At 62.2% G+C, this 26,624-nt stretch carries 26 protein-coding genes; 9 read left to right on the top strand and 17 right to left on the bottom strand.

Annotated elements, in window-relative coordinates; genetic code table 11:
* Positions 1-2 precede the first annotated feature (2 nt).
* Positions 3-1,136, bottom strand: a complete 1,134-nt coding sequence (locus METH_RS18480; protein WP_024092001.1) for an alkane 1-monooxygenase — start codon at positions 1,134-1,136, stop codon at positions 3-5.
* A gap of 85 nt (positions 1,137-1,221) precedes the next feature.
* On the bottom strand, positions 1,222-2,286 hold the full coding sequence (gene mutY / locus METH_RS18475) for an A/G-specific adenine glycosylase (RefSeq protein WP_024092000.1): 1,065 nt from the start codon (positions 2,284-2,286) through the stop codon (positions 1,222-1,224).
* Positions 2,287-2,370: 84 nt separating this feature from the next.
* On the opposite strand from mutY, the gene METH_RS18470 reads away from it, so the two are divergent.
* Both METH_RS18470 and METH_RS18465 read left to right on the top strand, forming a co-directional pair.
* Positions 2,371-2,898, top strand: coding sequence for a DUF721 domain-containing protein (locus tag METH_RS18470; RefSeq protein WP_024091999.1), 528 nt, complete (start codon positions 2,371-2,373; stop codon positions 2,896-2,898).
* The gene (locus METH_RS18465; RefSeq protein WP_024091998.1) at positions 2,895-3,566 is read left to right on the top strand and encodes a DsbA family protein; all 672 of its coding nucleotides are present in this window, start codon (positions 2,895-2,897) and stop codon (positions 3,564-3,566) included. The genes METH_RS18470 and METH_RS18465 overlap by 4 nt, the downstream gene beginning before the upstream one ends.
* A gap of 109 nt (positions 3,567-3,675) precedes the next feature.
* On the opposite strand, the gene lpxK is transcribed toward METH_RS18465, so the two are convergent.
* From lpxK to METH_RS18440, 5 genes are all read right to left on the bottom strand, one after another.
* The gene (gene lpxK, locus METH_RS18460) at positions 3,676-4,677 is read right to left on the bottom strand and encodes a tetraacyldisaccharide 4'-kinase (protein ID WP_024091997.1); all 1,002 of its coding nucleotides are present in this window, start codon (positions 4,675-4,677) and stop codon (positions 3,676-3,678) included.
* Positions 4,664-5,857: a 3-deoxy-D-manno-octulosonic acid transferase gene (locus METH_RS18455; RefSeq protein WP_024091996.1), complete on the bottom strand. Its 1,194-nt coding sequence runs from the start codon at positions 5,855-5,857 to the stop codon at positions 4,664-4,666. Before METH_RS18455 ends, lpxK begins: the two co-directional genes overlap by 14 nt.
* 104 nt (positions 5,858-5,961) lie before the next feature.
* Complete coding sequence (locus METH_RS18450; RefSeq protein WP_024091995.1) at positions 5,962-6,771, bottom strand: inositol monophosphatase family protein; 810 nt, start codon at positions 6,769-6,771, stop codon at positions 5,962-5,964.
* Complete coding sequence (locus tag METH_RS18445; RefSeq protein WP_024091994.1) at positions 6,758-8,104, bottom strand: TldD/PmbA family protein; 1,347 nt, start codon at positions 8,102-8,104, stop codon at positions 6,758-6,760. Before METH_RS18445 ends, METH_RS18450 begins: the two co-directional genes overlap by 14 nt.
* Positions 8,105-8,226: 122 nt before the next feature.
* The gene (locus tag METH_RS18440; RefSeq protein ID WP_024091993.1) at positions 8,227-9,750 is read right to left on the bottom strand and encodes a DUF2125 domain-containing protein; all 1,524 of its coding nucleotides are present in this window, start codon (positions 9,748-9,750) and stop codon (positions 8,227-8,229) included.
* A gap of 135 nt (positions 9,751-9,885) precedes the next feature.
* On the opposite strand from METH_RS18440, the gene METH_RS18435 reads away from it, so the two are divergent.
* The 3 genes from METH_RS18435 to METH_RS18425 are packed head-to-tail and all read left to right on the top strand — an operon-like array spanning position 9,886 to position 11,926.
* Positions 9,886-10,635, top strand: a complete 750-nt coding sequence (locus tag METH_RS18435) for an SDR family oxidoreductase (protein WP_024091992.1) — start codon at positions 9,886-9,888, stop codon at positions 10,633-10,635.
* Positions 10,632-11,243 carry an enoyl-CoA hydratase/isomerase family protein gene (locus METH_RS18430; RefSeq protein ID WP_024091991.1) on the top strand — a complete coding sequence of 204 codons (612 nt, stop codon included), beginning with the start codon at positions 10,632-10,634 and terminating at the stop codon, positions 11,241-11,243. Before METH_RS18435 ends, METH_RS18430 begins: the two co-directional genes overlap by 4 nt.
* Complete coding sequence (locus METH_RS18425; protein ID WP_024091990.1) at positions 11,240-11,926, top strand: VOC family protein; 687 nt, start codon at positions 11,240-11,242, stop codon at positions 11,924-11,926. The genes METH_RS18430 and METH_RS18425 overlap by 4 nt, the downstream gene beginning before the upstream one ends.
* Positions 11,927-12,003: 77 nt before the next feature.
* Here METH_RS18425 and METH_RS18420 read toward each other — a convergent pair whose 3' ends face one another.
* The 3 genes from METH_RS18420 to METH_RS18410 form a co-directional block, all read right to left on the bottom strand.
* Positions 12,004-13,554, bottom strand: a complete 1,551-nt coding sequence (locus METH_RS18420; RefSeq protein ID WP_024091989.1) for a TRAP transporter large permease — start codon at positions 13,552-13,554, stop codon at positions 12,004-12,006.
* Positions 13,551-14,048 (bottom strand): TRAP transporter small permease subunit, encoded by a 498-nt coding sequence (locus METH_RS18415; protein WP_024091988.1) that lies wholly within the window; start codon positions 14,046-14,048, stop codon positions 13,551-13,553. The genes METH_RS18420 and METH_RS18415 overlap by 4 nt, the downstream gene beginning before the upstream one ends.
* 65 nt (positions 14,049-14,113) lie before the next feature.
* Complete coding sequence (locus tag METH_RS18410) at positions 14,114-15,199, bottom strand: TRAP transporter substrate-binding protein (protein ID WP_024091987.1); 1,086 nt, start codon at positions 15,197-15,199, stop codon at positions 14,114-14,116.
* A 205-nt stretch (positions 15,200-15,404) separates the two neighbouring features.
* On the opposite strand from METH_RS18410, the gene METH_RS18405 reads away from it, so the two are divergent.
* Together METH_RS18405 and METH_RS18400 are read left to right on the top strand one after the other, a co-directional pair.
* Positions 15,405-16,106, top strand: a complete 702-nt coding sequence (locus METH_RS18405; protein WP_024091986.1) for a GntR family transcriptional regulator — start codon at positions 15,405-15,407, stop codon at positions 16,104-16,106.
* 125 nt (positions 16,107-16,231) lie between these two features.
* Positions 16,232-17,431 carry a TIGR03862 family flavoprotein gene (locus METH_RS18400; protein WP_024091985.1) on the top strand — a complete coding sequence of 400 codons (1,200 nt, stop codon included), beginning with the start codon at positions 16,232-16,234 and terminating at the stop codon, positions 17,429-17,431.
* Here the strand turns inward: METH_RS18400 and METH_RS18395 are convergent.
* The 5 genes from METH_RS18395 to METH_RS18375 form a co-directional block, all read right to left on the bottom strand.
* Positions 17,404-17,994, bottom strand: coding sequence for a glutathione S-transferase family protein (locus METH_RS18395; RefSeq protein WP_024091984.1), 591 nt, complete (start codon positions 17,992-17,994; stop codon positions 17,404-17,406). The genes METH_RS18400 and METH_RS18395 overlap by 28 nt on opposite strands.
* Before the next feature lie 72 nt (positions 17,995-18,066).
* Positions 18,067-19,095, bottom strand: a complete 1,029-nt coding sequence (gene holA, locus METH_RS18390; RefSeq protein WP_024091983.1) for a DNA polymerase III subunit delta — start codon at positions 19,093-19,095, stop codon at positions 18,067-18,069.
* The gene (lptE, locus tag METH_RS18385) at positions 19,092-19,607 is read right to left on the bottom strand and encodes an LPS assembly lipoprotein LptE (protein ID WP_024091982.1); all 516 of its coding nucleotides are present in this window, start codon (positions 19,605-19,607) and stop codon (positions 19,092-19,094) included. The genes holA and lptE overlap by 4 nt, the downstream gene beginning before the upstream one ends.
* On the bottom strand, positions 19,594-22,158 hold the full coding sequence (gene leuS, locus METH_RS18380; protein ID WP_024091981.1) for a leucine--tRNA ligase: 2,565 nt from the start codon (positions 22,156-22,158) through the stop codon (positions 19,594-19,596). Before leuS ends, lptE begins: the two co-directional genes overlap by 14 nt.
* A gap of 88 nt (positions 22,159-22,246) precedes the next feature.
* A complete protein-coding gene (locus tag METH_RS18375) occupies positions 22,247-22,735 on the bottom strand; it encodes a DUF3576 domain-containing protein (protein ID WP_024091980.1) in 489 nt (162 codons plus the stop codon).
* 308 nt (positions 22,736-23,043) lie between these two features.
* On the opposite strand from METH_RS18375, the gene METH_RS18370 reads away from it, so the two are divergent.
* Both METH_RS18370 and METH_RS18365 read left to right on the top strand, forming a co-directional pair.
* Positions 23,044-24,048 carry a porin gene (locus METH_RS18370; protein WP_024091979.1) on the top strand — a complete coding sequence of 335 codons (1,005 nt, stop codon included), beginning with the start codon at positions 23,044-23,046 and terminating at the stop codon, positions 24,046-24,048.
* A gap of 123 nt (positions 24,049-24,171) precedes the next feature.
* Positions 24,172-24,822, top strand: a complete 651-nt coding sequence (locus METH_RS18365) for a YggS family pyridoxal phosphate-dependent enzyme (protein ID WP_024091978.1) — start codon at positions 24,172-24,174, stop codon at positions 24,820-24,822.
* Positions 24,823-24,879: 57 nt separating this feature from the next.
* On the opposite strand, the gene METH_RS18360 is transcribed toward METH_RS18365, so the two are convergent.
* Both METH_RS18360 and ribA read right to left on the bottom strand, forming a co-directional pair.
* A complete protein-coding gene (locus tag METH_RS18360) occupies positions 24,880-25,374 on the bottom strand; it encodes a L,D-transpeptidase family protein (RefSeq protein WP_044008749.1) in 495 nt (164 codons plus the stop codon).
* Positions 25,375-25,388: 14 nt separating this feature from the next.
* The gene (gene ribA / locus METH_RS18355) at positions 25,389-26,477 is read right to left on the bottom strand and encodes a GTP cyclohydrolase II (RefSeq protein WP_024091976.1); all 1,089 of its coding nucleotides are present in this window, start codon (positions 26,475-26,477) and stop codon (positions 25,389-25,391) included.
* Between the last annotated feature and the right edge of the window lie 147 nt (positions 26,478-26,624).

Genomic DNA, 26,624 nt, shown 5'->3' with positions numbered 1-26,624 from the left:
GGTTATCGGGGCACCGGATTCTGCGCTTTGTTGTAGGCGTGCCAATCAGTGATCTCGGGGTAATACGTCTGCCGCCAGCGCCGCACCCGCGGGTTCATCACCCGGCGCCACAAGGGCGGGATCATCGCAGCGACAGTCATCACCGGGTAGCCATAAGGCAGCTGCGGCGCGTCAGCTTCAGTATAGTTCTGCAGCAGTGGAAAGCGGCGGTTCGGTTTGTAATGATGATCCGAATGGCGTTGCAGGTTGATCAGAAGCCAGTTCGATGCCTTATGCGCTGCATTCCAGGAATGGCGCGGCTGCACGGGTTCGTATTTTCCATCGCCAAGATGCTTGCGGGTCAGTCCGTAGTGTTCGACATAGTTGACCACCTCCAGCTGCCAGATTGCGACGCCGGCCTGCACCAAGAACAGCAAGGCGCCGGTCAGCCCGCCCAGCATCAGCGCCAGCAACAGCATGGCTGCCTGCAGCGCCCAATACCGGAAGAACGGATTCGAACGGTCGGTCCAGGGGCGGTTCTTCTTCTCCAGCTTCTGCCGTTCGGCGCGGAACGCGGACTGCCAGCATTGCCGCAACACCCGCGGGTAAAACCGGAAGAACCCCTCATTATAGCGGGCTGTCACCGGATCGCGCGGGGTGCCGACATAGCGATGATGCACCAGCAGGTGTTCGGACCGGAAATGGGAGTACATCACCATCGCCAGCAGAACGTCGCCCAGCCAGCGCTCAACCCGGCTGGACTGGTGCATCAGCTCATGGCTGTAATTGATGCCAACGGCCCCTGTTACCACGCCAACGCCAAAGAAGGCTGCGAATTTTTCGAAGGCACTGAGGTGTTCCGCGCTGCTGACATACCAGATCAGCCAGAACAGCGTGACGAATTGCAGCGGTACCCAAGCAGCGGTCAGTGCCTTGTACCATTTCAACTCGCTGTCCGGCGTTTCCGGGTCGGCGTTTTCCAGGTTCAACCCGAATGCCCCGTCCAGCACTGCAAACATATGCCAGGTTACCAACGGCGGCAGGATCAGTGCCCAGCCGCCTTGAAGAGCAGCAATCCAAACCAGCGGCAGCAGCAAAAAAGACATCCAGAACGGCAGGACACTCTGCCATCGGGCAAGGGTTTCGGGGGCGATCATGCCTGTGTCTCCCAATTCAATCAGCGCGCGTTTGCGCCGACACTATGACCTAACATCTGAAAACCCAAGCGCGGCGCCGGGTTCCTCAGCGGCCTTGAAAAAGCTCGAAGGCCTTGCGCATTACCGTTGGCAGGCTGGAGGGGCGGAAGTCGCGGCTTGGTATCAGTTCCTGTGCTGCGTTCTGGTTGAAACCTGCTGGCAATTCGGCCGTCATCACCCGCAGCATCAAGTGGAAATGGGTAAAAGTGTGGCGCACTTCCCCCTCCGTCTCTTGCCAATCCGCTTCAAAAGGCGGGTTCGGACACGGGGCGTCACTCCACTCCGAGCCGGGCCAGCCAAGCATGCCGCCTAGCAGCCCCTTGTCTGGCCGCCGTTCCAGCAACCATGTGCCGTCGGCAGATTTCGCCAGGTAAACGATGCCACTTCGGGTGGGTTTTGGTTTTTTCGGCGTCTTCTTCGGCAGTTCAGCCGCAGTGCCCGCGTTCTGCGCAGCACAGTGTTCGCGCCAAGGACAGATGCCGCAGGCAGGGTTGCGGGGTGTGCAGATGGTGGCGCCAAGATCCATCACCGCCTGGGCGTAGTCACCGGGGCGCAGGGACGGGGTCAGTTCTGCCGCGTGCGCTTTTAGCACCGGTTTCACACCTGGAAGCGGCTCGTGTATGTCATGCAGCCGGGCCATCACCCGCTCCACATTGCCATCCAGAACGGTCTCTGGGCGGTTAAACGCAATCGAGGCGATGGCGGCTGCGGTGTAGGGGCCGATACCAGGCAGCTTCAGCAGGTCATCGTAATTGTCCGGGAACGCTCCACCGAAACCGACTGCGACCAAACGGGCGCACTTCAGAAGGTTGCGGGCGCGGGCATAGTAGCCAAGGCCGGCCCATTCGGCCATGACTTCGGCGTCCGCCGCGGCGGCAAGATCGGACACAGTCGGCCAACGGCTGGTAAAGCGGAGGAAATAGTCCCGCACTGCGGCCACCGTGGTCTGCTGCAGCATCACTTCGCTAAGCCAAACCTTGTATGGATCGGGGCGGTTGCCTGCTGTACATTCCGCGGGCCCCACCCGCCAGGGCATCCCGCGGGCATGGACGTCGTACCACGCAAGCAGGTCTCCGCTCATCGCGGCGGAATTGCTGTTCAAGTCACGCATTCGTTATTCCCTGGCTCGAGGTTTGGCTGGCGCCTGCATTCCGGCTCTTTACAATAGGGCAGGCAGTCGAGCAAAAGCTAGATCATGGCATTCAGGCGCAGTACCACACGCGGGTTCGCACGAACCTCCAAGCTCCTTAACGAGCAGATCCGCAGGGCAGGGGAAAGCCGCGGTTTTGCGGTGTCGCGGCTGCTGACCCATTGGGAAGAGATCGCCGGGCCGGATATCGCTGCAATGGCGCGTCCGGTGAACGTTGGCTACGGGCGCGGTTCCTTTGGGGCGACGCTGACGGTGCTGACGACCGGAGCCAATGCGCCAATGCTTGAAATGCAAAAAGAACGCCTTCGTGAGCGGGTGAATGCGGTTTATGGCTTCAACGCCATCTCCAAGGTGCGGATCACGCAAACGGCACCGACGGGATTTTCCGACGGCCGCGTGGAATTCAAATATGCCCCCAAAGTCCAAGCGCCGCGACAGCCCGACCCGCAGGATACAGCGGCTGCCAGCCAAGCGGCGGCCGGTGTGGAAAACGATGATCTGCGCGCGGCCTTGGAACGCCTGGGGCAGAACGTGCTGACAAAACAGAAAACGCAAAGAAAGGGGTTTAAATGACCCGTCTGATGTCTGGTGTCTTTGCCGCGGTTGCGGTTGTAGCGGGCGGTTATGCCCTGTCCGGGTTCAACACTCAGAACAATCTGCCGCAGAGCCCGTTGGTAGGCGCAGCCTTTGCACAGGAAGCCGAAGTCGACACAACCACCGTTGCTGAAATGACTCTGGGGGCGGAGGACGCTCCGGTCACTCTGATCGAATACGCCTCCTACACATGTCCGCATTGCGCTAATTTCCACAACGAGACCTTTAAGAAACTGAAGGCCGATTACATTGACACCGGCAAGGTGAAGTTCATTTACCGCGAAGTCTATTTCGACCGTTACGGGCTGTGGGCCTCGATGATCGCGCGCTGCAGCGGGCCGGATAAGTTTTTTGGTATCTCCGATCTGATCTACAAGGGCCAGTCCGAATGGGCGCGGGCCGGCGGCGCAACCGAGATTGTAGATGAGCTGCGCAAGATCGGCCGCCTGGCGGGGATCGGGAACGAGCAGTTGGAAGCTTGCCTGCAGGATGGCGAGAAAGCGCAAACCCTGGTGGCCTGGTACCAGGAAAACGCCACCGAGCACGGGATCGAGTCAACGCCGTCGTTTATTTTGAACGGAGAGAAGATTTCTAACCAGTCTTATGCAGACTTTAAGGCGCTGTTGGACGCAGAACTGGAAGGCTGAACTGTTTCCTGCGGAAAAGATTTTAAGCCTCGGTGGTGAGCCCGGGCTTATTTTTAGGCAGAGAATGCCGGGCAGGCGCTCTTCTGGCGGCCTCGGCTGGAGCTGAGGGTCAGGGGGCAGGCGCCGCCTTCTTCAGCAGTTCCTTCAACGCTTCATCTCCAGCAACCTGCAGCCGCACAGGCAAGGTGATGACCTTGGAACGGAAGCTATCCGGCAGTCGGACGGCGTCTTTTTCTGTTGTGACCAGCTGGGCGTTCAGCAGCTTGGATTCGTTCTCCAGCCGGGTCATCAGCGCCGGTGAAAGCGGCTGGTGATCGTCCAGCGCTTCGGCGCGGGCAATGTCGGCACCAAGGCCGCGCAGAGTGTTGAAAAACTTCTGCGGGTGGCCAATGCCGGCAAAGGCAAGAACGCGTGTACCGTTCCAGGGCATCCCTGTTTGCAAAGGCCGCAGCGCACCAGTGAAATGCGGCAAGCCCTGCAGATGGCTTGCCCAGCCCGTCGCAAAAGTTTTCTGAGCCTCCGGCGGCCCAAGCGAAAGCACGGCGTCAGCCCGCTTCAATCCAGTGGCAACCGGCTCGCGCAGCGGGCCGGCCGGCAGGCAGCGGCCATTGCCGAAGCCCTGCTGCGCGTCCACCACGATCAGGGACAGGTCCTTGGCCACCGCGGGGTTCTGAAATCCGTCATCCAGTACGATGACGGTTGCCCCTGCGTCTGCTGCGGCGCGTGCGCCGGCGGCACGGTCCTTGGCAACCCATACATCGGCAAAGGCTGCCAGAAGTAGCGGTTCATCCCCCGTCTGCGCGGCTTTGTGGCGGCCAGGGAAGACTTGCACTGGCCCTTCCAGCGTGCCGCCATAGCCGCGGGTCACAACATGCGGTTCATGCCCTTGGTTTCGCAACGTTTCCAGCAGCCAGATCACAGTGGGCGTCTTGCCGGTGCCGCCGGCATTCAGATTGCCAACGCAGATCACCGGGACACCAGCCCGCACCGGGCCGCCTTTGGCTATCCGGGAAGCGGTGGCGCGTGCATAGACCCAGCCAAGCGGCGCCAGCAAAGCTGACCGGAAGTCAAAATCACCCGGCGGTTTGTTCCAGAATTCAGGTGCCCGCATCGGTCTCCTCGCGCTGGTCCAGCATGGTCTGGGCCTTTTCCAATAACATGTCGGCTGTGGCGGCGCTTTCGGTGACGCTTTGCCAGCCGGCCAGTGCCATTTCGGCGGCCTTGTCCGGGGCGGAAAGCGCAACGACTGTATCGGCCAGTTCCGATTGAGACAGCACCGGCTGGGCAGCGCCCGCCGCGGCCAGTCTTTCATAAAGGTCGCGGTGAGCATGGATGCCCGGCCCGTGAAGCAGGGCCGAGCCTAAGGCTGCGGCGTCCAATGGCGATTGGCCCTGCGCCCCAGGGTCCAGGCTGCTGGCGATCAGCGCGGCTGGAGACAGGCGGTACCACAGGCCCAAATCCTCGCTGCCCGCCAACAGCACCTGGGTGAGGTCCTCGGGTTCACCGCCGTCTTCCCAATCGGCAAAGGACAGCCCGCTGTCCTGCAGCAGGCGGCGGGCTGCTGAAAGATCTGCGCTGTTTTCCAGCGCGACCACAAGCAGCAGGCGGTGCAGCAGCCGCAAGGCGGTGCGATGCGCGTCCAGGATACGGGGAAGTTCGCTGAGCTTGGTATGGGCGGCCAGCCAGACCGGGCGGCTGCCCAGGGTTTGCTGCATCGCGGCAAGTTCCTCATCATTGCATCCGGGCGGAACTGCCGACACCCGCAGCTTGCTGGCCAGTTGCACCCGCTCCGCAGGAAATCCGATCCGGATCAACCGGGCCTGTACAGCCTTGGAGGGGGTCAGGATGCAGGTCAGCCCGTCCAGCAGCCGCCGCCGCTGGTCCGGCAGCCAGCGGCTGGCGCGGTTGGGCATTTCATCCTCAAGCAGATCCGCCAGCAGCACCCCGGTGCCGTTTTCGCGCAATTGCCGAAGCAGCACCCGCCGTGCCGGCGGGCCGGTCCAGATGCAAGCGTCGGGTTGCCAATGGTTCAGAAACCCGCGGGCCTCGGCCATGGTGTCTTCAGGCAGCGGGCCAATCGGAATATCGCAGCCAACTGTACCAGTAAGCCGCAGTCCGGGCTCCCAGCTCGCCAGCACTGACAAGTCCGGGCGCAGGGATTTGAGGCGGCGGCCGATATCGCACAGCGCGTGATACCGTTCAGAAGTGGTTGCGTGCACCCACAGCAGCTCTCCTTTGGGGCGGGGCTGCAGAACGGAGGAGGAGTTGGGAGCTGTGGTTCGCCGTTGCATCTGGCTCGATCTGAAATTTCCGGCCCAAGGTATCTGCAACATGCGGGTTTGTCTGTGATAAATTTGCGCGTGACGATGGCGCTGCTGCTGCCGCTTAAGGCCGCTCAGGTTAGATGTCCAGCGGTTCCAGGGCCGATCGGGTCCAGCGCCGCCAGCAGCGAAGCCTGCAGCGCCGAATTACCGGCGATCACACCGTTCAGATGCGGATGCGGATTGTTAAACCGCAGGGGTCTGCCGGCTCGGTCCGTAAGGATGCCGCCGGCCTCACGTATCAGCAGATCGCCAGCCGCGATGTCCCATTCCCAACTGGGACGCAGAGTCAGCATGGCGCCGAAACGGCCGTCCGCCACCTTGGCCAGCCGGTAGGCAAGCGAGGGCCGGTAGCTGCAGATAAATGCGGGCGGGCTGCCGCCAAGCCAGTGATGGGCCTGCAGGTTGGGTTTGGCGGCAAGCACTTCAGTACGGGAGAGATCCGTGGCGCGGGACACATGAATCGGGCCGCCGTTGCAATCCGCCCCCTGTCCCTTGGCGGCTGTGTACATCAGCTCCCGCTGCGGCAGGTAGATCACGGCGGCGGTCACCTCGCCGTGTTCAGCGACGGCAATGGAATGCGCCCAGGTGCGGGAGCCTTCGGCAAAGCTGCGGGTGCCGTCGATGGGGTCGATGATGAAGACCTTTTCGCGCAGCAGCCGCGCGTCATTGTCTTCGCTTTCCTCAGACAGCCAGCCATAGCCGGGCCGCGCGCGCTGCAGCAGGTCTTCGAGCATAGCATTGACTTCCAGGTCGGCTTCGGTCACGGGACCAGCGCCGCCCGGCTTGTCCCAGCGCTTGGCTGCGGGGCCAGAAAAACGGCAGGCAATATCGCCGGCCTGTTCCGCCGCTTTTACAAGCAGAGAAAGGTCAGTTGCCGGCAAGGGTCATTCCTTCGATCAGCAGTGACGGCACTACGGTCGAGAGGTGCCGGCGCGCGTCATTGGCGGGAACGATCCGGCGCAGCATATCCAGCAGGTTGCCCGCGATGGTGCATTCATTGACCGGGTAGGCGATCTCGCCGTTTTCCACCCAGAAACCCGAGGCCCCGCGGGAATAATCACCGGTGTTGGGATTGATGGTGGATCCGATCATCGAAGTCACCAGGAGGCCAGTGCCCATCTGCCCAAGGAGATCCTCGCGGCTGGCTTCTCCTTCAGTCAGCGCAAGGTTCCAGGTCGCGGGCGAGGGCACCCCGCCGATACCCCGGGCGGCGTTGCCGGTGCTTTCCAGTCCTAGTTTTCGGGCCGAGGCGAGGTCCAGCGTCCAGCCGGTCAGCACGCCGTTGTCGACCACGGTGCGCTTGCGGGTGGGCAGCCCTTCTCCGTCAAAGGGGCGGGAACCGGAAATGCGCGGCCGGTGCGGATCTTCAATAATGGACAGGGTGTCGGGCAAAACCTGTTCACCCAGTGAATCCTTCAGCCAAGAGGAGCCGCGGGCGATCGCGGCACCATTGGCCGCAGACAGCAAGTGGCCGATCAGAGACGAAGATATACGCTCGTCAAACAACACCGGAAAACTGCCGGTCTTGGGCTTGCGGGCGCCCAGCCGGGCAACGGCGCGTTCACCGGCGGTGCGGCCAATGTCCCGGGCGCTGCGCAGATCGGCCTGAAAGGTGCGGGAATCCCCGTCGTGGTCACGCTCCATGCCTGAGCCGCTGCCTGCGATACCGGTGCAGGAAAGTGACCGGCCGGTACGATGGTAGCCGCCGGAAAAACCATTGGTCGCGGCCATATGCACAACGTGGCGGCCATAACCCGCCGCTGCGGATTGCACTTGGGTTATACCGTCGATTTCCTGACAGGCGGCTTCGGCCGCCAGTGCGTCAGACTGGAGGGCAGAGGGTTCCGGCTCTCCACTGGGGTCTTCCAGTTCCAGCGCCGCCAGATTCCAGTTCTTGGCCAGCTGCGACGGTTCGGCAAGGCCTGCATAAGGGTCCTCGGGTGCTTCCTTGGCCATGGCAGCTGCGCGCTCGGCCATCGCCGTGATGGTTTCCGGGCGCATGTCCGATGAAGAAACCAGCGCCTGCCGCTTGCCCACAAATACACGCAGGCCCAGATCGGTGCCCTCGGAGCGCTCTGCGTGCTCCAGCTTGCCGGTCCGGACTTCGATGCTGAGAGAACTGCCCTCTGCCGCCATGGCATCGGCGGCATCCGCGCCTGCCTTGCGGGCGGCATCAATCAGGGCGTGGCAAAGCGCTTCGGGGGACTGGGTCATGGGCACCTTCTGTTCTGCTCCCTTAAAGAGCTATCCAGTGATGCGGCTTGCCGCAAGGGCGGGCAGCAAAAAAGGGACCGCCCGCGGCGGCCCCTTTGCAATAGCTGTCAGAAATTTGGCGGCTATTTGATGCGCTGGCCATTGGCGTGGATCTGGCCGTCCTCGGAGATCGCAATCTTCGAAGTCAGGGTGTCCTCACCCTCGCCTGGCACGGCCAGCATGCCCATCATCATCCGCGCGCCCATGGCGTCGCTATCAGACATCAGGCCCATCCCGATCAGCTTGTCGATCAGGGTGTTGGCGCCGGTCAGTTTAAGGTCAGCCTCACCCGACGGGGCAGGCATGCCGTCAAAGCTGACGAGGTCCTCGTTGTTGAAGGTGAAGCTGCCGGTGCCGGTCAGCTCGGCGCCCGCTGCGGAGACCTGCAGCTGCTTCACGGTCAGTGCATTCAGCTCACCCGGCTGCTCATCACCCGATTCCACGGCTTCCATGGCTTCCGGGTCGAACAGGTCGAACAGCACTTTGCCTTTGCCGGCAAGGTCCAGCACCACAGTGGCCGGATCATGCGGCAACTGGCCGGTCGGGTCGACCATGCCCCATAGCATGTCCGGAACCGCAAAGTCGCGCAGGGTAATGCCGAGGGCAAAATCCTGCTCTTCCTCGGATTTAGCGAGCGGCATCATCAGTTTAAAACCGGTCTCGGCCATGCTCAGCGCCAGCGGGAAGGGGATCTCGGATCCGGAGATATTCACATTGGTGCCGATCTGGGACACATCATAGGTCATATGCTGCCTGTCCATCGCCACCGCGATCGACCCGCCTTGGGAATTGCTCTCCATGGCGAAGTTCTCGCTGCCGTCCGCACCGGATACTGCACCGTTGCCGCCGGTGAAGGAGAAGGTGCCGTCAAATGCAAAACCGGCCCGCAGAAGCGCCGCCATGTCGGGGCCTTCCAGGTTGGCGGGCACGGTGCTGGTGCCTGTAAAGCTCAGACCTTGCAGGGCGCCCTTGAAAGAGCCTGTGCCGTTGCTTTCCGGATCGTTGAAACCCATGTCATAGCTGAGGCTGGAGGCAGTCAGCGCCTGGTCATAGTTGCGCGCGCCAGCGATCTTCATAACGGTTTGTGTGGCAACGTCGTTCATGACGATCTCAACATTCGCCACGTCCGCGGGCACAGCCTCACCATCTGCAGTCAGCTCGTCCAGAGTCATGGTGACCTTGGAGGAGGTGTAATCATATTTCATGCTTTCGGCGTCGCCCGACACCTTCATCGGAGCGCCGTCATGGGCGTAAATCAGTTTGCCCGCAAAGCTCTCGCCTTCGCCTGAAAATTTGAAGCCCAAAGGAAATTCCGCAGGCAGCAGCACATTGACAGTGCCATCGCCGTTTTCCACAAACTGGATCTCCGGGAAGCTCACCGTGCCGGAACCGTCCTCTTCGGGGATCGGCATGACCATCGAGACATCGGAGACGGTCAGGGTACTGCCTGAAACAGCTTCAGTGCCGGAAACGGTGTAACCGGTGCTGGTCAGATACGCCTTCCAGTCAGCCCAGACGTCCTGGGCACTCAGATCGGCCAGGGCACCTTGGGCGGATACAACAAAAATTGCTGCTGCAACGCCGCTGCGTGCAATAATAACGGACATATGAGAACCTTTCTCAGTGAGATAATTGAAATCATCGTCGGCCCGGCGGACGGTGTCGTCAAGGGGGCCTTGGGCTGGACCGTTCCCCTTAACCGCTTTACCACTTGGGTCAGGAGCCACTTGGAGGGACGGCGGATGGATTTCAATGGAAAAACAGTTGCAATTACAGGCGCCAGCCGCGGGATCGGGGCAGATACCGCCCGGGTTTTTGCCGCTGCCGGAGCCAACCTGGCCTTGTTGGCAAGGAGCGGGGAGGCGCTGCGGGAGCTAGCGGAGGAGATCGGCGGAAATACGCTGACCTTTACCTGCGATGTATCAGACTATGCGGCGGTGGAGGACGCGTTGGTCAAGGCGCATCAGCACTTCGGCAGCCTGGATATATTGATCAATAACGCTGGTGTGATCGAGCCTATTGCGCGATTGGCAGAGGCGGAGCCCGGCGACTGGAGCAAGCTGATTGATATCAATCTGACCGGGGTGTTCAACGGAATGCGGGCGGCGCTGCCGCTGATGAAGGCGGCGGGCGGCGGCACCATAATCACCGTCAGTTCGGGCGCGGCGCACCATGCGCTGGAGGGCTGGAGCGCATACTGTTCGTCAAAAGCAGGCGCGGCAATGCTGACCAAAGCACTGGACCTGGAAGAGCGCGCCAACGGTATCCGCGCCATGGGACTGTCGCCGGGCACGGTCGCAACTCGGATGCAGCGCGACATCAAGACCAGCGGCATCAACCCGGTGAGTGAGCTGGAATGGGAAGACCATATCCCTGCCGAATGGCCCGCGCGGACGCTGATGTGGATGTGCACGGATGATGCGGACGATTGCATCGGCTTGGAAGTTTCTCTGCGCGAGGACAGCATCCGCCAGCGGGTTGGCCTGGCATGATTGATCTGGAGATTGCGCAGAACGGCCTGTGGACCATCACCATCAACCGCCCTGACAAGGCGAATTCGCTGACCGAAGCGATGCTGACCGAACTGGCTGAAATCGCCGAACGCGCGCAGCAGGCCCGCGGATTGATCCTGACCGGAACCGGCAAGGTGTTCAGCGCGGGTGCTGACTTGGACGAGGCGCGGGCGGGCCTGGCGACCTCGCCGGTGTGGGAGCGGTTGTCGAATGCGATGGCTTCAATTCCCTGTCTGAAAGTTGCGGCGCTGAATGGCACTTTGGCTGGCGGTGCCAATGGCATGGTACTGGCTTGCGATATTCGCATTGCAGTGGCCTCGGCCAAATTTTTCTACCCGGTGATGAAGCTTGGCTACTTGCCGCAGCCCTCGGATGCCGGGCGCATGGCGGCGCTGATCGGACCTGCCCGCACCAAGATGATCCTGGCGGCCGGGCAGAAAATCTCCGCGCAGGAAGCCTGCAACTATGGCCTGGTCGACCGGATCGTGGAACCAGACGCGCTGATGGATACGGCGCAGGATCTGCTGGCGCATTCCTTGGAGGCCCGACCGGAGATTGCGGCCGGGATATTGAGGATGTGCCGGTGAAACGGCTGTCCGGCTTGCGGCTGCGGGTGCAGAACCCTGAGCGGCTCGCTGGGTTCTACGCGGATGTGTTCGGCATGGAGGTTCAGGCTGAAGGCGAGGCCTGGCGTGCAGGTTATGCAGGTCAGGATGCAGACCTGATCCTGCTGCCCGGCGGTGTCCAGGTTCCGCACAAGCGGGATGAGCGGTATTGGAAGATCGGGATCTGTCTGCCCGATTTGGACACCGCCTGCGAACAGCTGCGGCGTAAAGGAGTTGAGGTCCCCGCCCCGCATCAGTTCCGCGATATCGGCTATATGGCGCACCTGCATGATCCCGAAGGATATGCGATTGAGCTGCTGCAGCATGATTTTGCCGGCAGCCGGCCTGACGGGGCAGGCGATGCAGCGCTGCCGCTAGGCGGCGGGGCGCATATCGGCCAAATCACCTTGCGCACCGGGGACATCGCCGCCGAAATTCCGGCACATTCTGATATGAAGCTGTTGTCGGTGCAGGATGTTACGGAATTCGGGTTCGACCTGCATTTTCTGGCCTTCACAGACGAAACGCCGCCGGACCCGGATTTGCGGGCCGTGGCGAACCGCGAATGGCTGTGGCGGCGTCCTTATACCACTTTGGAATTTCAGCATATTGCCGGTGCGCAGTTGCGGCAAAGCCCCGCGTTCCTGGGTTTGGAAATCTCCTAGCGCAGGCGCCGTTTCCCAGGCACGCCCAACCCGGATGCCGCTGGCCGGGATGGGTGGCGCGGGAAAGGCGCCTGGTGTCAGAAGATTGCAGACGGCAGCCAGGTCGCCAGGCCGGGAATCAGCCAGACCAGAAGCACCCCCAGCGCCTGCAGGCCGATAAACGGCACCACGCCCTTGTAAATGTGGCGGGTGGTGACCTCCTTGGGCGCCGCGCCGCGCAGATAAAACAGCGAGAAACCGAACGGCGGCGTCAGGAACGATGTTTGCAGGTTGATCGCGATCAGGATGCCCAGCCAGACCGGGTCATGCCCCATCAGGATCAGGGCCGGCGTCACCAGCGGCAGCACGATGACCGAGATCTCGACGAAATCGAGAAAGAAGCCCAGCACGAAGATGAACAGCATGCAAAAGATCAGGGCGCCGGTCGGGCCGCCCGGCATGTTGCCGAGGATATGGGCGACCCGCTCCTCGCCGCCAAGGCCGATGAACACCAGCGAGAACATGCCCGCGGCCAGGATGGTGGCAAAGATCATCGCCGTCATCGTGGTGGTTGAGGTCACTGCCTCGTGCAGGATCCGCTTTTTCAACCCGCTGCGCAGCGCCGCCGCAATCGCAACCGCGCCGGCCGCAGCCAGCAGCGCATAGAATAGCCCCGCCGCAAAATCGCCGCTGCTGAGGTCGCCGCGCTGCAGGCGGACCGGATGCAGGCCGGACAGGATGCCCAGCAGGATCAGCGCCGCCGCGCCCAGCAGGATCAGCCGGGCCGGGCCGCCTGCGCGCACCCCCGCCATCAGCAGGGCGCCGATGCCGCCCACCGACGCCGCCTCGGTCGGGGTGGCAATGCCGCCCAGGATGGCGCCAAGCACCGCAAAGATCAGCAGGATCGGCGGCACCACCGCGCGCACCACCTGGCCGCGGCTGGGCCGCGCCATCCCTGCCGGAGCCGAGGGCATGTCCTGCGGGCGCAGGAGGCCGCGAACCAGGATGTACAGAAGATACAGCAGTACCAGCACCAGCCCGGGGATCAGGGCGGCGGCAAAGAATTGCCCCACCGACAGTGCCTCGACCGAGAATTTGCCCTGCTCGTACTGCGCCTGCTGATAGGCATTCGACATCACATCGGCGAGGATGATCAGCAGCGTCGAGGGAGGAATGATCTGCCCCAGGGTGCCGGCCGTGCAGACGATGCCCGAGGCGACCCGCGGGTCGTAGCCTGCCCGCAGCATGGCGGGCAGGGCGATCATGCCCATCGCCACAACCGTGGCGCCGACAATGCCGGTTGAGGCCGCAAGAAGTGCCCCCACCAGCACAACCGAGATGCCAAGACCGCCCTTGAGCTGGCCGAACAGCCGCCCCATAGTGTCCAAAAGCTCTTCGGCGATGCGGCTTTTCTCCAGGATCGCGCCCATCAGCACGAACAGCGGAATGGCGATCAGCACCTCGTTGCTGATGAGGCCAAAGGCCCGCTGGCCGAGCGCGCCCAGCAACGTGATGTCCATCACCCCCAGAGCCCAGCCGAGATAGGCAAACAGAATGGCGATGCCCGCGATCGAGAAGGCCACCGGAAACCCCATGAGGATCGCTGCCATCAGGGCCGCGAACATGATCAGGTCGAGATATTCGGTCATTGGGGGGCTCTCTCCGAAAACAGGCGGATCAGAAGGGATACAGATTGCAGCATAACCAGCACGCAGAAGGCGGGGATCAGCGATTTCAGCAGGAACACGGCTTCGATGCCGCCAACGGCAATTGGGCCCTCGAAGATGGCCCAGGAGTTGCGTACCGAGGGCCAGGACCAATAGGTCAGCGCCGCCATCGACGGCAGCAGCAGGAACAAATGGCCGAAGATGTCGATGCGCCGTTTCGTGCGCGGCGCGGCCGACGCATAGAACACGTCGACGCGGACGTGCTTGTCGGCCAGCAGCGTATAGCCGGCCGCCAGCATGAACAGAGTGGAATGCATGTACAGCACGCTTTCCTGCGCGGCGATCGAATTCACCCCGAACACATAGCGCCCGACCACAATGGCAAACTGCACCAGCACCATGATCAGCGCCAGCCAGCGTATCACATGCGCCAGCCCCCGGTTGATGCCGTCCAGCGTATCCGAAACCCGTAACATGCTGCTCTCTCCCCATCAAAAAGCCGGCGCCCGGTTTCCCCAGGCGCCGGCAGGTGTTTTTCAGATCAGTAGCCCATCACCGAGGCGCGGGCATTCATCTGGCCATTGTCGGCATAGGTCATGTAACCGCCGACGCTGTCGCGGTAGGCGATGAAGCTTTCGGTGATGCGGCGGACCAGTTCATCCTCATCTTCCTGCAGCTCGGCAAGCACTTCCTTGGCGGCAGCGCCCATAGCGGTGATCACGTCTTCGGGGAACATCTTCACCTGCACCCCATGCTCGTCGACCATCGTCTTCAACGCCAGCGCGTGCTTTGTGGTGTATTCGGTCCACACCGGGTTGTAGAGGCTCTCGCAGGCCATCTTCACCACCTGCTGCAGGTCTTCCGGCAGCTCAGCGAACACGTCGGCGTTGACACCGCATTCCTCGGCCGAGGAAGGCTCGCCCACGCCGGGCCAGTAGTAGTTCTTGGCCACTTGGTAATATCCCAGCGCGCTGTCAGTCCAGGGGCCGATGAATTCACCCGCGTCCAGTGCCCCGGTCTGCAACCCCTGAAACATCGCCGGGCCGCTGGTGGCCTCGGCCGCCATGCCCAGTTTCGATGCCATCTCCGATGCCAGACCTGTTGTTCGGAACTTCAGCCCCTTCAGGTCCTCGGCAGAGTTGATCTCGGTCTTGAACCAGCCGCCCCACTGCGGCCCGGAATTGCCGCACAGGAACGGTTTGATGCCGAAACGGCCGTACATCTCGTCATAAAGGGTCTGGCCGCCGCCGTGGTACATCCAGCCGATTTGCTCGTCCGCGCGCAGACCGAAAGGCTGCGAGCCGAATAGCAGGATACCTTTGGATTTCGAGCCCCAATAGGCCGGCACGGCGTGATACAGCTCGGCAGTGCCTTCGGAAACCGCGTCAAACGCACCCCGGCCCGGAACCAGCTCACCGGCGGCGAAAAGCTTAACCTCGATCCGGCCGCCCGACAGGGTGGTGATCCGGTCGGCCAGCATCTGTGCCGCCACACCGGGGCCAGGCAGGTTTTTCGGCCAGGCGGTGACCATTTTCCATTGCATCTTGCCCTGGGCAATGGCGGGGCTGGCCAGCGTTGCTGCCGCTGCGCCCAATGCGCCGGTTTTCAAAAACGCGCGTCTTTCCATGTTTCCATTCCTCCGTCTGTCGGTGCATCTGCGATGGGCGAATGCCGGCAGCGCAGACTTTGCCATGTTTTGTAGGCGCTTTACATTAATATGTAGATACATATTGATGTCAATCACAGTTGCGCGGATCAAGTTCGCCTTTCTTCGCAGACTGCAATATGGAGCGGCGGCAAATGTTTTCCGGTTTGATCTGGGGGAATGAGTATTGACGGACAAGCCACGGCATTCCTGGGTAACTATCCGGGATAGAATCCGGGAGATGATTCTGAACTCCACCTACGGGCCGGGAGACAAGCTGCCGCGGGATGAGGAATTCGCCGGCCGGTTTGGCTGCGCCCGCTCCACCGTTCACCGGGCAATGCAGGATCTGGCCCAAAACGGGCTGGTGCAGCGGCGCCGCAAGGGCGGCACAACGGTGCAGCGCGATCCTGTGACCCGCGCAACCCTAAACATCCCGATCACAAGGCTTGAGGTCGAACAGAAAGGCAGCGTGTACCGCTACCAGTTGATCCGGCAGTCGATGCAGCCACCCAGCGCTGCCATACTGGCCAATTTCGGCCTGCATGAAGCCCGCCCGATGCTGCGGGTTGAAGCATTGCATCTTGCCGACAGCCGCCCCTATATCTTCGAAGACCGTTGGATCTGCTTGGAAACCGTGCCGGAGATAAAGGATGTAGACCTGACCCGCGAAAGCGCAAATGAATGGCTTGTCCGCAACCGCCCCTACAGCAGGTGCGATTTGCGCCTGTATGCGCGCCGCGGAACCAAAAGCGACAGCGAAATACTCCAGAGTGACGTCGGCAACGCGCTGTTTGTTATGGAACGCACAACCTGGATCGGCGACGCTCCGATCACCAGCCTGCGCGCCGTTGCCCATCCCGGCTACCAGTTGTTCACCCAGGGTTGACGGGACGTGTAAAGCACGGGAATGACTGGCCGCTATTCGGGCAGACAGGACTGAATATACACGGGCGGCATGGGGTCCGTGCAGTGAAGTGGAGCGCTGCCGCCGGGCGCTGGCAAGGGGATGGCATGACGGAAACTTGGGATGCAGTGGTGGTCGGAGCCGGGCCTGCAGGGCTTATGGCGGCCGAGGAGCTGGGCCGCGCCGGGTACCGCGTGCTGGTGGCCGAGGCCAAGCCGTCGGCGGCCCGCAAGTTCCTGATGGCGGGCAAATCCGGATTGAATCTGACCAAGGACGAACCGTTCGAGCAGTTGATTGCCCGCTATGGAGAGGCCGCAGACTGGCTGACACCAATAATCCGCCTCTGTGATGCACAGGCCGTTCAGGATTGGGCGCGGGGACTGGGGAGCGAGCTGTTCACCGGCTCAACGGGCCGGGTGTTTCCGGCGGTCATGAAAGCTTCACCGCTGCTGCGCGCCTGGCTTGCACGCCTTGATGGCTTCGGCGCACAGGTCCGCACGCGCTGGCGCTGGACTGGCTGGGAGGGCAGCGTGCTCGCTTTTGAAACCCCGGACGGGGCGAAACGGATTGAAGCCAGGGCGGTGGTTCTGGCACTGGGCGGCGCCAGCTGGGCGCGGCTTGGTTCGGACGGAGGCTGGGTCCCTCTGCTGGGCAGAGAAGCTGTAGAAATTGCACCGTTCAAGCCTGCAAATGCAGGGCTCCTGGTGGCTTGGTCCGGTTTCATGGCGCCGCAGTTCGGGCAGCCTCTGAAGGGAATCGCATTGCAGGCCGGCCCTTTGTCTTCCCGCGGGGAAGCCGTGATATCGGAGCGCGGGCTGGAAGGCGGCGGCATTTATTCTGTCTGCGCCGCCGTGCGGGAGGGAGAGACGCTGCAGATGGATTTGCTTCCGGACCTGGACATGGCAGAAATTGTCCGCCGCCTGTCCCGTCCGCGCGGCAAGACGAGCCATACTAATCATTTGCGAAAGGTGCTGAAGCTGGGAGCTGCCCGGGCAGCAGTACTGCAAGAGTTCGGACGGCCTTTGCCGCAGGATATCCAGGCCCTGGCCCGGTTGATCAAAGCGCTGCCAGTCAATCACTCAGGCCTGCGGCCGATGGACGAGGCGATTTCCACCGCTGGCGGCGTATGCCGGGATGCGCTGGACGAGGGGCTGATGCTGGAACAGATCCCCGGCACGTTCTGCGCCGGGGAAATGCTGGATTGGGAAGCGCCGACAGGCGGCTACCTGCTGACCGCCTGCCTGGCAACCGGGCGCTGGGCAGGGCAGGCTGCGGCAGCTTACTTGGCGAGCGCCGCAACCCGCTGATAAGCCTCGCGGTCCCGCATCCGCTTGCCGTAGTCCTGCAGCTTTTCGCCTTCGACAGGGAATTTCGCGCTGCGGGCCCAATTCAGGCAGTGGGTGCAGATGATGTCCGCGATGGTGAATTCCTCTCCCATCAGGAAGGGGCCGGCCATCTTGCCTTCGAGCCGCGACAGATTGTGGGAAAATTCCCATTTCAGGCTGCCTTTCACTTCCGGCACCCGCTGTTCCTCAGGCAGGATGAAGCTGTGGCGGGCGGCGGCCCAGAGCACGGCATCGACTTCGTCCAGCAATAGATGGGTGATGGCGTCCTGCTTGGCGCGGGCTACGGTGCCGGCCGGGGCGGTCAGCGCGCCATGCTTGTCGGCCAGGTAAGTGAGGATGGCGGTCGAATCGGTGATGGTTTCCCCATCCGCCTGAAGCACCGGCACCTTGCCCGAAACATTCAGCGCCTGAACTTCCGGGCTGCGCGGCCCGTGCTGTTTCAGTTCGTAAGGTTCCCCAAGCTCTTCAAGCGCCCAAAGCACCCGGAAGGTGCGGGTGAGCGGGATGCCGGTGACGGTATACATCGTCTCTCTCCTGTTGTGCCCTGCTAAGATGGGCAGCCAAGGGGAGCGGATCAAGCCAAGGGGCTGTGATGATCAGCGCGCACGGCCCAGCATGGCAAGCCTGATCAGGGCACGTTCCATCAGCGCCAGCGCCGGGGCGGTCTGACCTGCAGAGCGCAGTGCCAGGTCGGTGTCGGTAATGATCGTCAGCGCGGTTTCCAGCCGGTTCGCCCCCCAGTTCTGGGCCTGGCGCAGCATCCGGTCGCGGCGCTTGCCATATAGCGGCGGGCGCAGCTGGCCGATGCCCTGGGCCGGGCCGCCGGGTGCGGCGGCAATGGTGTAAAGCGTGCGGAAATGGCGGGTGGCGCCGATGCAAAGCGTCACGGCATTGGTGCCTTGCGCCTGCAGGCGGCGGATCAGCGGGCCGATTTCGGCGCTGCGGGCCTCGGCCACCACGTTCAGAACGTCGTCCAGCGCGGCTTCGGTCGATTGCGGGGCAACGGCGCTGATGTCGTCCAGTGAGAGCGAGCTGCTGTCGCCGTGTTTATAAAGCGCCAGCTTTTCGATCATGCGGGAGAAGTCGCCGGGGCCGGTATCATTGGCGATATCCGTCAGCGCCGACATGCTGTCGCCCGGGACGTCGCGGATACCGGCCTCACTCAGGATCCGCTCGATCTCGGCGCGCGAGGGCGGGTCGTCGTAGATGCCCACAGCATAAGCATTTTTGTGGCTTTCAAACGCTTTGCGCAGTTTGGACGTTGCTTTGAGCTGTCCAGCCGTAACCACGATCTGCGCGTCGCCGGGCTGCCATTCCTCCAGTGCGGCCGCTATCGCAGGGGCTGCGGTGTCATTGGCACCCTCGACAAAAACCGCCCGGACGCCGGGGAAAAACCCGACCGCCTTCACCGCATCCAGCACCTGCGCCGGGTCTTTGCGCAGGTCGCTGGCGGGCATCCGGTTCAGCCGCATTTCTTCTTCGGCGCCGGGGCCGAGCAGGGCAGCCAGAACCTGCTGCCGTTTCAGCGACACGCGCATCGCATCGGCACCATAGATCAGAATACCGGTCTTGCCCGGATCGGGCTTGGCAAAATAGCCGTCAGCTTCGCGCGGGGAGAGCTTCATTCCGCAGGCGCGGAAAGATCCGCGGTTGCCAGGATCTGCGCGGTAATCTGGTCGGCCAGGATCACCATCAGCCGCTCATGCGCGTCGCGCTCGCCTGCCAGCGTCTCCACGGTCGAACCAGTAGCGGAATAGCCGGTGAAGTTTCGCACCGTTCCGCTGGATGCCACCTTGCCGTCCGACAGGCGGGTAAGCGAATAGCCTGCACTACCGATCACCGAATAACGGGTGATCTCATTGCCTGCAGTAATCGCCTGGCCTTCTTCCGTGGTGCTAAGCGTCAGGTCCAGCTTGTAGGCAGTGCTGCCGCCGCGGCCCAGGCGCTGCTCCAGGTTCTGCACCAGGAAATAGGCGTCGGTGCCGCTGGCCGCCTTGATCTCCTCCGGTGCTTGCACCGCGACCCGGCCGTAAAGAGCTGCCCCGGTGCCGCCAGGGGCGTGCACCGGTGTAAAGCCGCAGGCCGCCGCCAGCAGGGGCAGGGCCAGCAACAGGGTTCGATGGTTAAGCAACGACATTCACAATCCGGCCCGGCACCACGATTACCTTTTTCGGGGCGGCGCCATTCAGCGCCTTTTGCACAGCTTCATGCGCCAGAGCGCGTTTTTCAACCTCTGCCTTGTCTAGATCCTTGGCGACTTCGATCTCACCGCGGCGCTTGCCGTTGATCTGGATCGGCAGGGTCATGGTGTCCTCGACCAGCATCGCCTCATCGGCGACCGGCCAGGGCGCCGTGGCCACCAGCCCTTCGCCGCCCTGATGGTTCCAGATGTCCTCTGCCAGGTGCGGGGTCATCGGCGACATCAGCTGGGCCAGCGTCATGATCGCCTGCTTTTGCACCTTGGCGCTGGCCTTGGATTTGGCCAGCGTGTTGGTAAAGGCATAGAGCTTGGCAATCGCCGCGTTGAAACCAAAGGAGTCCACGCCAAGGGTCACGTCGCGGATCGCCTTGTGCATCTCGCGCAGCAGATCCTCATCGCCCTGACCTGTTGTTTCGGGGTCCATCTCCGCAATACGGCCGCAGAGGTTCCAGACGCGGTTCAGGTGTTTGTAAGCCGCTTCCGCACCGGAGGCAGTCCATTCCACGTCCCGTTCGGGCGGCGAATCGGACAGCACGAACCAGCGCGCGGTGTCGGCGCCAAAGGACGAAATGATGTGCAGCGGGTCCACCACGTTGTTTTTGGACTTGGACATCTTGGCGGAGGGGATGATTTCCACCTCGGTGCCGTCTTTCAGAAAGCCTTTGCCGTCGCGCAGCTCAACTTCTTCGGGGTAGTGGTAGACAGGGCGATGATTGCCGCCGGTGGTCTTGTAGATCGCGTGGGTCACCATGCCTTGGGTGAACAGCGCATCGAACGGCTCCTTCGACTTCTCCGGCAGGTGGCCGCAGATCTGCATCGCGCGGGCAAAGAAGCGAGAATACAGCAGATGCAGAATCGCGTGCTCGATGCCGCCGATATACTGGTCGACGTTCATCCAGTATTCGGCCTCGGCCATATCCGTCGGGGTGTCCGCACGCGGGGCGGTGAAGCGGGCGAAGTACCAGCTTGAATCGACAAAGGTGTCCATGGTGTCGGTTTCACGCTGGGCCGGTTTGCCGCAGGACGGGCATGCGCAGTCGCGCCAGGTCGGATGGCGGTCAAGCGGGTTGCCCGGCACCGAGAAGTCGATCGGCTTGCCGCCCTCGTCATAGGGCAGGGCAATCGGCAGGTTCTCTTTCTTCTCCGGCACCACGCCGCAGTCTTCGCAATGCACCACGGGAATCGGGCAGCCCCAATAGCGCTGACGGCTAAGGCCCCAGTCGCGCAAACGGTATTTGGTGACGCCCTGGCCCCAGCCGGCCTTTTCCGCAAAATCGACAGTGGCGTTTATTGCGTCCTCGCCAGTGGCCTCGGTCAGCCCGGCAAAGTGATCGACCCAGCGTACTTTTTCGGTTTTCGCGGGCACGAAGGCTTCGCTCGCAACCGGGGTATCATCATCCAGCGCAAAGAAAGTATCCACCACCGGCAAGTCATACTTGCGGCAGAAATCCAGGTCGCGCTGGTCATGCGCCGGGCAGGCAAAGATCGCACCGGTGCCGTAGTCCATCAGGATGAAGTTGGCGATCCAGACCGGCAGTTCCCAGTCGGGGTTCAGCGGGTGCTTGACGCGGATGCCGGTGTCGTAACCCAGCTTCTCGGCGGTTTCGATGGCTTCCTCGGTGGTGCCGCCCTTGCGGCATTCGGCAACGAACTCCGCGACCTCTTCCGATTCTGCCTCCAGCCCTTTGGCGATCGGGTGGTCGGGCGATATGCCGACAAAGGACGCGCCCATCAGCGTATCGGGGCGGGTGGTGTAGACCTCAATCGGCTCACCGCCGTCGGTGCGCTCAAACGAGAACTGCAGGCCGCGAGACTTGCCGATCCAGTTCTCCTGCATCAGCCGCACCTTGGCGGGCCAGTTTTCCAGATCGTCCAGCGACGCTAGCAGTTCTTCCGAGAAATCGGAGATCTTGAAGAACCATTGCGTCAGCTCGCGCCGTTCCACCAGCGCACCGGAACGCCAGCCGCGGCCGTTTTCGACCTGCTCATTGGCCAGCACGGTCATGTCGATGGGGTCCCAGTTCACCACCGCGTTCTTGCGGTAGACCAGACCCTTTTCCAGGAAATCAAGGAACAGCGCTTGCTGCTGGCCGTAATATTCCGGGTCGCAGGTGGCGAACATCCGGCTCCAGTCCAGCGACAGACCCAGCGGTTTCATCTGTTCGACCATGGTGTCGATGTTCGAATAGGTCCAATCCTTGGGGTGGCCGCCGCTCGCCATCGCGGCGTTCTCAGCCGGCATGCCAAAGGCGTCGAACCCCATCGGGTGCAGCACGTTATGGCCGGTCGACAGCTTGTAGCGCGCGATCACATCGCCCATCGTGTAATTGCGCACATGGCCCATGTGCAGCTTGCCCGACGGATAGGGGAACATCTCCAGCACATAATACTTCGGCTTGCCGCCGCTGCGTGTGGCCTGAAAGATCCCGGCCTTGTCCCAGGCTTCCTGCCATTTTGCTTCGATTTCCGTGGCGGAGTAACGCGACATCAGAGCGGTCCTTTGCATAAAAACGCCGGGCAAGTGGCCCGGCGCTTCTGATAATGGGGTTTGACTGGTGTTTCCAGAGCGCAGCGGATCAGAGTTTCTTGTCTGCGATCCGCAGCTGCCGGGCGCGGGACAGAATCGCGTCCTCGACTGCGCGGGAGGTGCTGGCGCTGACCGGACCGCCCTTGGACTGCAGCGCAACATTCAGAGAACGCGCGTCCAGTGCAGGATCCTTTATATGGACAGTGGCCCGGTAGCTGCGGCCGCCGCCAGGCGGGGTGCCATAGCCGGTGACGATAACTCCGGTGAATGGATCGACCGATTGCACCGGCAGGAAGCTCAGTATATCCAGGCTGGCAGCCCAGAGATAGCGGTTGACCTGCACGGTCTGGTCCGGCTTTGCATTCAGGAAATCAAAGACCGAGGACTTGGTCGCGGCGCCCTGGATTTCTTCTTTATGGCTGGTTGTCCGCGCCGTGCTCGCCGGCGGTTTTCCGCCCTTGTTCCCACCGCCGCAGGCCGCAAGGCCAAGGCAGATCGCGCCGATCACTGTTACCCGCAGGGTCTTTCCGTATTTCATAACCGCTCCCGGAGCCATTTTCTGCGCGAACACCTAACGCAAGCCGCGCCGGCGGAGCAAGGCCTTAGCGTCTATCGTGCTGCTCCACTGTGCGTTTCCGGGAAATTCAGGCCTTGAAATGGGTAAAGGTTCCTCAGGACGGGCGCCGCGGAAGCGGGACTGTGGCAAAGCTGCACCATCCCGCGGCACATCGTTTCGCCTGACTTTCCCAACACTTGCCAAAACGGGGGTGAAAGAGCGAAACCCCTTGGCATACCCACGCCGGATTCCCCGGTTTGGGCTGTGGAATTGAAAACCGAGGGAAAAACATGAAAAAGGTTCTCTTCGCGACTACCGCGCTGATCGCCACCGCAGGCATGGCCGCGGCAGAAGTCAAAATCTCCGGCTACGGCCGTTTTGGTCTGGACTACAACGAAGCCAACAAAACTGTTGTTGGCCGTTCGGACACCAACATCACCAGCCGTTTCCGCCTGACCTTTGACGCGTCGACCGAAACCGATGGCGGCGTCACCGTTGGCGGCCGTATCCGCGCACAGGCAGAAAACCGTGACGGCGGCCAAGGCGCAGCCACCTTCTCCAGCCCGCAGTTCCACGTCGCATACGGCGGCCTGCGTGTGAACGTTGGCAACATCTGGGGCGCGATCGATTCCGCACCGGGCCTGTACCTGAACACCACCTCGGTTGGCACCGGCATCGACGGCATGGGCTTCAACTCCCTGGCCATCAAAGGCGCTGGCTTTGACACCTTCACCTCCGCAGGTGCTGGTGTTGGCGGTATCGAAGCCATCTACTCCGCTGGCGGCTTCACCGGCCACATCTCCTTCTCGCAGCAGAACGGCGGCGCTGTCGCTGGTTCCGCTGATGGCCTGCAGCGCACCGCCATCATGCTGAACTACTCGTTCGGCGACTACTTCGTGACCGGTGCATACCAGTCCGCGGACAACGGCCGTACCATCACCAAAGGTGGTGTTGCAGGTGTTGAAGCAGACGACGATCTGATGTTCTTCGCTGCTGGCGCAGACTTCGGTCAGTTCGGCGCGACTCTGCAGTACGCTCAGACTGAAGAAGCTGACAGCGTGACCCTGGCGGGCGAAGCCGAAATCGGCGCCGCATCGACTCTGATCGGCTGGGTGAACTCCACCGACATCGACAACACCGTGACCGTTGGTCAGACTGTAACCGACGGCACCGCCTTCGGCATCAACTACGAGTATGACCTGGGTGGCGGCGTGACTTTCGTTGCTGGCTATGTTCAGACCGCAGCTGCAACCAACGAAAACTCCGTTCAGGCAGGTCTGCACTTCAGCTTCTAAGCTGAAGCACGCCTAGCGTGAATTCGGGGCGGGTTCCTTCGGGGGCCCGCCCTTTTCTTTTGGCTCTTAACATTTGCAGGCAAACAGTGTTTTTTGCGGCCAAACAGATACGAGGCCAAATCCATGCCGCTTGAAGAGATCAGATCCCGAATCGCCAAAGCTGAAGACCAGGCTGGCCGCGCGCCGGGCTGCGTGCAGCTGATTGCTGTTTCCAAGGTGCAGCCGGATGAACGGGTCGAGGCCGTTCTGCAGCAGGGCCATCGCTGTTTCGGTGAAAACAAGGTGCAGGAGGCCGCTGGAAAGTGGCCGGGATTCGCCGAGCAGTTTGACGGTATCGATCTGCATTTGATCGGCCCGTTGCAGACCAACAAGGCCCGCCAGGCGATGGAGTTGTTTGACAGCATCCATTCAGTCGACCGGCCCAAGCTGGCCAGCACGCTGGCCCGGCTGGCGCAGGAATTGGGCAAGTGCCCGGAATTGTTCATTCAGGTGAATACTGGCGAGGAGCAGCAAAAAGCAGGCGTGATGCCGTCCGATGCAGATGCTTTCATCGCAGACTGCCGCCAGCTCGATCTGCCGATCAAAGGGCTGATGTGCATCCCGCCGGTGGAGGAGGAAGCCAGCCTGCATTTCGCGCTGCTGGCCAAGATTGCCGCGCGCAACGGGCTGAAGGGACTATCAATGGGAATGAGCGGCGATTTCGAGAAAGCCATTGCGCTTGGCGCCACCCATGTTCGCGTCGGATCTGCCATTTTCGGTGCCCGGACCTACTAGGGCGGATAAGTATCAGGAAATCTTCGGCCGGGACTTTGCTAGAAAGTCTTCGCCGCGTCAGGCGCGCGCCAGAGGCGGTATAATGATCCGGGATCCAGGTTGAACCCGGTCAGCTAGCCAATGGAGATCAGCGCGCGAGAAAGCGATGCAGCCTTCGGTGGGGTATCCAGGGCGGCGCCATTGGTGAATGAAGATTGCGGAGCCGCTTCCCGGAGATGCGGTTGGCCAGTTCCAATCGGTGACCAAAACCAGATCATACAACGGATCGCTGCGCCGCAGCCTTTCGTGGCTGAACGGATAGGGCGCCCGCACATGGCGGTTGTAATTTGCATCCCCCGAATCATCCGACCACAGATCCTGCGGACCAATTGGTTTGGCCCAGAAGGCAGGGCGGGGCAGCCTGTCAGGGCGGTAAAGCATTCCTGCAATGCGGTGCACTCCGACGGGTGTCGCACCATCCCCTTCGCGTTTGTTCCGGGACAATCCGCCTTGGCCGATTGTGCAGGGCAGCACCCGTCCCAGGAAACGCACCCCGCGGGGCGTCAGGACCAGATCGGCGGGTGATGTCACAGCATATGCCCGGATTTCCGGGCCTTGGTGGCCAGGTAATGCTGGTTGTGGGCGTTTTCCCCCACTTTCAGCGCCACCCGTTCCGCGACGTGCACGCCGGTCTTCTCCATCATCGCGATCTTGTTCGGATTGTTGGTCAGAAGCCGTACCTGGGAAAAGCCCATCTTCTTCAAAATGGCGGCCCCCAGACGAAAATCGCGCTCGTCATCCTCGAACCCAAGCCTGTGGTTGGCCTCCACCGTGTCGAAGCCCTGGTCCTGCAGGGAATAGGCCCGCATCTTGTTGGCAAGGCCGATGCCGCGGCCTTCCTGGTTGAGGTACAGCAGCACACCTGCGCCTTCCTCGCCCATCTGCGCCAGCGCACCGCGCAGCTGCGGGCCGCAATCGCACTTCAGCGAGCCCAGCACGTCGCCGGTAAAACAGGCGGAATGCAGCCGCGCCAGAACCGGTCTGGAGCGGTCGGGGCGGCCGATTTCCACCGCGTAATGTTCCTCGGCGCCGTCCTCGGGCCGAAAGATGTGCAGCCGCCCGGCTTCGGCTGCGTCCATCGGCAGGCGCGCCGCAGCAACAGGGTGCAAGGGCGAGCTTTCGCTGAGCAGCGGAGCAGCGGCTGTCCGAGAAATGACAGTCAGCCCGTGGTCCGCGGCAAAGGCGGCTGCGCCGCGTACCGGCACCAGCGCTGCGGCCGGCAGCAGGCGGGCCGATTTCACCAGCGCTATCGCCAGCCGGTGCAGGTCTGCGCTGCCGCCGCGCTGGCTTGCCAGCGGGCCCTTCATCGGTGTGTTCAGATCATCTGCCGGATCCGCCAGCGCCTGGATCCAGTCCAGGCCTTCGGATTCAGGCACGGTTACGCGGGCAACGTCTTCATCATAGACGCGGGCTTTAAGTGTTTCCGCCCTGCGCGCCGTCACCGCCAGTGACAGGTCTCCCAATGCCCGCATGGCATCCAGGCGGGCATTGGTCAGCGTCTCGACCGCTATGGCCAGAGCCGCGTCATCGCCGCAGGTCAGGACCACCGGCAGGCCCATGCGCAAATCGACCCGGGCGCGGGCCAGCAATTCGATCATGGTGGGCATCAGGCTCATTCGGGGTTTCCGGTGTTATTTTGTAACAAAGGCTCGCTGTCTTTACGCCCAAATGCAACGGATGTGAAACAATTTCCCTGCCATGGACACGTCGGCGTGAGAGTATTGCAGCAAATCTTGCCGAGGGCGCAAGGGATGCGCATGTGT

The sequence above is a fragment of the Leisingera methylohalidivorans DSM 14336 genome (assembly GCF_000511355.1).
In the GTDB taxonomy this organism is placed as follows: Bacteria; Pseudomonadota; Alphaproteobacteria; order Rhodobacterales; family Rhodobacteraceae; genus Leisingera; species Leisingera methylohalidivorans.
This window is presented reverse-complemented; position numbering and strand designations above follow the sequence as displayed.

Coding starts and splice junctions, on each gene's coding strand:
- METH_RS18440 (WP_024091993.1), bottom strand. CDS start 9,750: ATGTCCGTTATTATTGCACGCAGCGGCGTTGCAGCAGCAATTTTTGTT.
- METH_RS18365 (WP_024091978.1), top strand. CDS start 24,172: ATGCCGCTTGAAGAGATCAGATCCCGAATCGCCAAAGCTGAAGACCAG.
- METH_RS18480 (WP_024092001.1), bottom strand. CDS start 1,136: ATGATCGCCCCCGAAACCCTTGCCCGATGGCAGAGTGTCCTGCCGTTC.
- METH_RS18435 (WP_024091992.1), top strand. CDS start 9,886: ATGGATTTCAATGGAAAAACAGTTGCAATTACAGGCGCCAGCCGCGGG.
- METH_RS18370 (WP_024091979.1), top strand. CDS start 23,044: ATGAAAAAGGTTCTCTTCGCGACTACCGCGCTGATCGCCACCGCAGGC.
- mutY (WP_024092000.1), bottom strand. CDS start 2,286: ATGCGTGACTTGAACAGCAATTCCGCCGCGATGAGCGGAGACCTGCTT.
- METH_RS18375 (WP_024091980.1), bottom strand. CDS start 22,735: ATGAAATACGGAAAGACCCTGCGGGTAACAGTGATCGGCGCGATCTGC.
- METH_RS18465 (WP_024091998.1), top strand. CDS start 2,895: ATGACCCGTCTGATGTCTGGTGTCTTTGCCGCGGTTGCGGTTGTAGCG.
- ribA (WP_024091976.1), bottom strand. CDS start 26,477: ATGAGCCTGATGCCCACCATGATCGAATTGCTGGCCCGCGCCCGGGTC.
- leuS (WP_024091981.1), bottom strand. CDS start 22,158: ATGTCGCGTTACTCCGCCACGGAAATCGAAGCAAAATGGCAGGAAGCC.
- holA (WP_024091983.1), bottom strand. CDS start 19,095: ATGAAGCTCTCCCCGCGCGAAGCTGACGGCTATTTTGCCAAGCCCGAT.
- METH_RS18395 (WP_024091984.1), bottom strand. CDS start 17,994: ATGTATACCGTCACCGGCATCCCGCTCACCCGCACCTTCCGGGTGCTT.
- METH_RS18410 (WP_024091987.1), bottom strand. CDS start 15,199: ATGGAAAGACGCGCGTTTTTGAAAACCGGCGCATTGGGCGCAGCGGCA.
- METH_RS18455 (WP_024091996.1), bottom strand. CDS start 5,857: ATGCAACGGCGAACCACAGCTCCCAACTCCTCCTCCGTTCTGCAGCCC.
- METH_RS18400 (WP_024091985.1), top strand. CDS start 16,232: ATGACGGAAACTTGGGATGCAGTGGTGGTCGGAGCCGGGCCTGCAGGG.
- METH_RS18420 (WP_024091989.1), bottom strand. CDS start 13,554: ATGACCGAATATCTCGACCTGATCATGTTCGCGGCCCTGATGGCAGCG.
- METH_RS18430 (WP_024091991.1), top strand. CDS start 10,632: ATGATTGATCTGGAGATTGCGCAGAACGGCCTGTGGACCATCACCATC.
- METH_RS18470 (WP_024091999.1), top strand. CDS start 2,371: ATGGCATTCAGGCGCAGTACCACACGCGGGTTCGCACGAACCTCCAAG.
- lpxK (WP_024091997.1), bottom strand. CDS start 4,677: ATGCGGGCACCTGAATTCTGGAACAAACCGCCGGGTGATTTTGACTTC.
- lptE (WP_024091982.1), bottom strand. CDS start 19,607: ATGTCGTTGCTTAACCATCGAACCCTGTTGCTGGCCCTGCCCCTGCTG.
- METH_RS18415 (WP_024091988.1), bottom strand. CDS start 14,048: ATGTTACGGGTTTCGGATACGCTGGACGGCATCAACCGGGGGCTGGCG.
- METH_RS18445 (WP_024091994.1), bottom strand. CDS start 8,104: ATGACCCAGTCCCCCGAAGCGCTTTGCCACGCCCTGATTGATGCCGCC.